General features: G+C 35.1%; 3 protein-coding genes. 1 reads left to right on the forward strand and 2 read right to left on the reverse strand.

Annotated features, from left to right (window positions below):
- Positions 1-1558 (forward strand): Ig-like domain-containing domain (locus tag SD31_RS01850; RefSeq protein ID WP_039052893.1); only part of this gene is annotated, 1558 nt, incomplete at its 5' end.
- 2 nt (positions 1559-1560) lie between these two features.
- Here SD31_RS01850 and SD31_RS01855 read toward each other — a convergent pair.
- On the reverse strand, positions 1561-2076 hold the full coding sequence (locus SD31_RS01855) for a gamma carbonic anhydrase family protein (RefSeq protein WP_039052894.1): 516 nt from the start codon (positions 2074-2076) through the stop codon (positions 1561-1563).
- 3 nt (positions 2077-2079) lie between these two features.
- Positions 2080-3672, reverse strand: a complete 1593-nt coding sequence (gene nadB, locus SD31_RS01860; protein ID WP_039052895.1) for an L-aspartate oxidase — start codon at positions 3670-3672, stop codon at positions 2080-2082.
- Positions 3673-4299: the final 627 nt, after the last annotated feature.

Consider the following 4299-nt stretch of genomic DNA (forward strand, 5'->3'; position numbering starts at 1 on the left):
TAATAATTTGGGAGGAATACTATCTTTTGGTCCTCCCAAATTATTAAATGTTTCTGTACCAAACCTAACGCGAAATTTTGATCATAAAGAAGTAGTATTCGAATTTGATGAATATATTAAGCTAAACAACCATTATAAGGAATTCAGTATTTCTCCAGATGTAGAGAAACAACCGGATTATAAAATCAAAAAGAAAAAACTCATTATTACGCTTCCAGATTCCTTAGAAAAAAATACTACTTATACCATTAACTTTGGTAATGGTTTGGTTGATTTCAACGAAAGTAATCCCTTTAAAAATTATACATATGTCTTTTCAACAGGACCCGAATTGGATTCTTTAACCATTTCTGGAAAAGTATCTAATGCCTTTACCAAAGAATTTGATCCGAAAGAAGATCTCTCTGTACGTGTTCTGCTCATTCCTACCAGACAAGATAGCATCTTCGGCAAAGAAAAAAGACCAATAATATTTACAGGTGTAGATAGTTCAGGTAATTTCAAATTTCAAAATTTACGTGCGGATACATATCGGATTTATGCTATCAAGGAAGAAAATAATGACAGAATTTACAATCATCCGGATGAATTAATAGGTTTCTACGCATTAGATACGATTCGCTTGGATAAAAATATTGAGAACATTTATATAGAATACGCAAAAGGAAAACCTAAAGAATTCAAGATTCAGGATAGGAAAATCCAAAAGGACAGCCGTATTACGCTTAGCTTCAATCAACCATTGGACTCCCCTGCAGTGCGGATTATAGACCCGGAAGAACTCAACGAAAAAGCTTATGTTAAGTTTAGTGAATTAAAGGATTCCGTAAATATCATGCTGGAAAAGCTGGAGTTTGATTCCATCAAGTTAGTAATTTCAGATTATAATAAGGATTTGGATACAACACTAATCCGTCGTTCTAAAAATGAAAAATACGACAGAGAACTTATTCCTCAACTGAATATTACCAATAAGGTAAATAAAGTAGAACATATTACCATAACCAGTACTTTCCCTATTGAAAGCATAGATAAAAACAAGATTATACTCAAAGAGGATACTTTGTCCAGAAGAAATTTCCAGCTACAGAAAGATACGCTAAAAGATAATCTCTATTATATACGTTTCAACTGGAAACCTAAAAAGTCATACGAATTAACCATTCAAGAGAACGCTATAAAATCTATATTTGGCGATACTAATAAAGAGTTTAAAGCTGCATTCGCTTACGATGAAACGGAAAATTTCGGCGATATGATTTTCAAAATAAACGGGTTGGATTCCAATGTTTATTATATTGCTGAAATCATTGATGAGAAAAAAACGAAGGTTTATGACAGAAAAATCCTGTACAACAGTAATACACTTCATTACACTAAATTCCCGGGAGGAAAGTATTTACTCCGAATAATTAAAGATATAAACGGCAACGGACGCTGGGATGGTGTAGACGTATACAATAAAATACAACCAGAACCTATCTGGTATCTCGATAAACCATTCGTTATACGCTCAAACTGGGAACAAAACGAAACGATTACACCAAAATTTGAATAATGCTATTTTTCCGTAAACCAGCTAGAATATAACACATAATTGTGAGGAAGATTTTTCAATAAGGCCATTTGCTCTTCTGTAAGTGGCTTTATTTTTTTTGCCGGCACACCCGCATAAAGATATCCACTCTCGCATATCGTATTTTCCAGTACTACAGCTCCAGCAGCAATAATAACATTGGACTGAATAACAGCTCTATCCATGACTATTGCTCCCATGCCTATAAGTACATAATCTTCTATTATACAGCCATGTACTATAGCATTATGGCCTATATTGACATAATTACCTATATCAGTACCGTTTTTCTGATAAGTACCATGAATGGTAACATTATCCTGGATATTTGTATAATTACCTATTCTAATATAATTCACATCCCCTCGCACTACAGCATTAAACCAGATAGAACAATGTTGTCCGATGGTTACATCGCCAACAATAGTACAATTTGGAGCAACAAAAGTATTCTCTCCGATAAATGGATATGCTTCCTTTACAGGTAATATAGTAGCCATACGCTATAAAATTGTGTCAGTTAAAATGTCTGCGTGATTTGGATAATCCGTAGTGTAATGAAGTCCCCTACTTTCTTTACGACTCATAGCCGACTTCACGACCAAATAAGCTACTTGAATTACATTACGTAACTCACACAGCTTCACCGAAAGTTTAGTATTTTTATAGAAAGATTCAGTTTCTTCGTATAATAGGCCCAATCGGCGCATAGCCCGCTCTAAACGGAAATCCGAACGCACAATGCCTACATAATCCGACATAACCTTTTGAGTCTCACGAAGATTATGCGTCACCAAGATATCTTCGTTCATCAATTGAGTATTAGAATCATCCCAATCCGGAATATTCTCTTGATAACTTATAGAACCGATCTTACTGCTGGCATCTAAGAAAATACGGTGCGCATATACAGCAGCTTCCAATAAAGAATTGGAAGCCAGACGGTTAGCGCCATGCAGACCAGTGGAAGAACATTCGCCGCATGCATATAGATTTTTGATGCTGCTAGCACCATACTCATTTACCATGATTCCTCCACACAAATAATGCGCTGCAGGAGTAACCGGAATGTAATCTTTGGTCATATCCAAACCTATGGAAAGGCATTTCTCATAAATGTTAGGGAAATGAGCCAACAATTCTTCCTTACTCCGATGGGTAATATCCAGATAAACATAATCTAATCCAGACTTTTTCATTTCCGTATCTATCGCGCGGGCTACAATATCTCTAGGTGCTAACGATCCACGTGGATCGTATTCCTCCATAAAAGATTCACCATTCGCACGACGAAGTATGCCACCATATCCTCTGACAGCTTCGGAAATCAAAAAAGCAGGATACTCACTGGGATTATACAGAGACGTGGGATGGAACTGAATAAATTCCATATTACGCACTTTTCCTTTAGCCCTGTAAACCATGGCAATGCCATCTCCCGTAGCGATAGTAGGATTTGTTGTGCTAGAATATACATGTCCAGCTCCTCCTGTTGCCATCAACGTTATTTTGGAAAGAATTTTTTCCACCTGGTGCGTATGAGTGTTCAAGGCATAAACTCCATAACACTCTATATCCGTCGATTTTTTGTCTACATGCTTTCCCAGATGATGTTGCGTGATGATATCAACAGCAAAATAATGTGTTAAAATCTCTATATTAGGATTTTCATGAACTTTGGCTAACAAGGCACGCTCGATTTCATATCCCGTGATATCCTTATAATGTAGAATTCTATGAGCAGAGTGTCCTCCTTCTTTTGCCAAATCATATTCCCCGGACTCTTCTCTGTCGAAAGAAGTGCCATAAGCTATCAACTCATCGATACGGTCTGGTCCCTCTTTGATGACGTTTTCCACAATTTGTGGATTACACAATCCATCACCCGCAATCAGGGTATCTTGGATATGATTTTCGAAGCTATCTGCCTGATCTGTAACTACTGCAACACCTCCCTGCGCATATTTTGTATTGGATTCATCCTCGTTGGATTTTGTAATTATTAACACTTTACCAACACTAGCAGCCTTTAAAGCAAAACTTAAACCCGCAATTCCAGAACCAACAACCAAAAAATCAACTTTTCTTTCCAACATATAACCTGTCGATGCTTAAAAATTGAAACAAATTAACAAATAATGTGGAAAACATGTAAACAAAACGTGAATTAAATTTTAAAACTATTTTTTATTCCACATCCCTCCAAATTTTCACACATATGGCGACCCATTTTCCGTAAAAATCCATATAGAAATTCACATTTTACACGCAGAATTTTTTTCACAAAAAAATATGGAAAATGAAATTCGTCAAATCTAACATCTTTGAAAATCAAGCCAAAAACGGCAATTCGCTGTGGAAAACTTGTGGATAAAGAAGCAATAACTAAAAAATAAAATTTAAAATCATTCATTTTTCCCCATTTTCCACACCTTAACAAACAATAAGATTCCTTTTTATAAAAAAGATTAGTTGTTTATTGAAAAAAGGGAATGTAGGATTTCGTTTGAATTTCTTTGTTTACTTTTGTGTTGTTGATTAGTCAAAGTGATTAACCAAATTACTGAAGAGATAATGAATATTACATTTGAAAGAGATTCAAACGAAATCCACATTCCCTTTTTTCAATAAACAACAATCTTTTTTATAAAAAGGAATCTTATTGTTTGTTAAGGTGTTGGAAAATGGGGAAAAATGAATGATTTAAATTTTATTTTTARTTA

This window comes from Sphingobacterium sp. T2 (assembly GCF_000814685.1).
Classification (GTDB): Bacteria; Bacteroidota; Bacteroidia; order Sphingobacteriales; family Sphingobacteriaceae; genus Sphingobacterium; species Sphingobacterium thermophilum.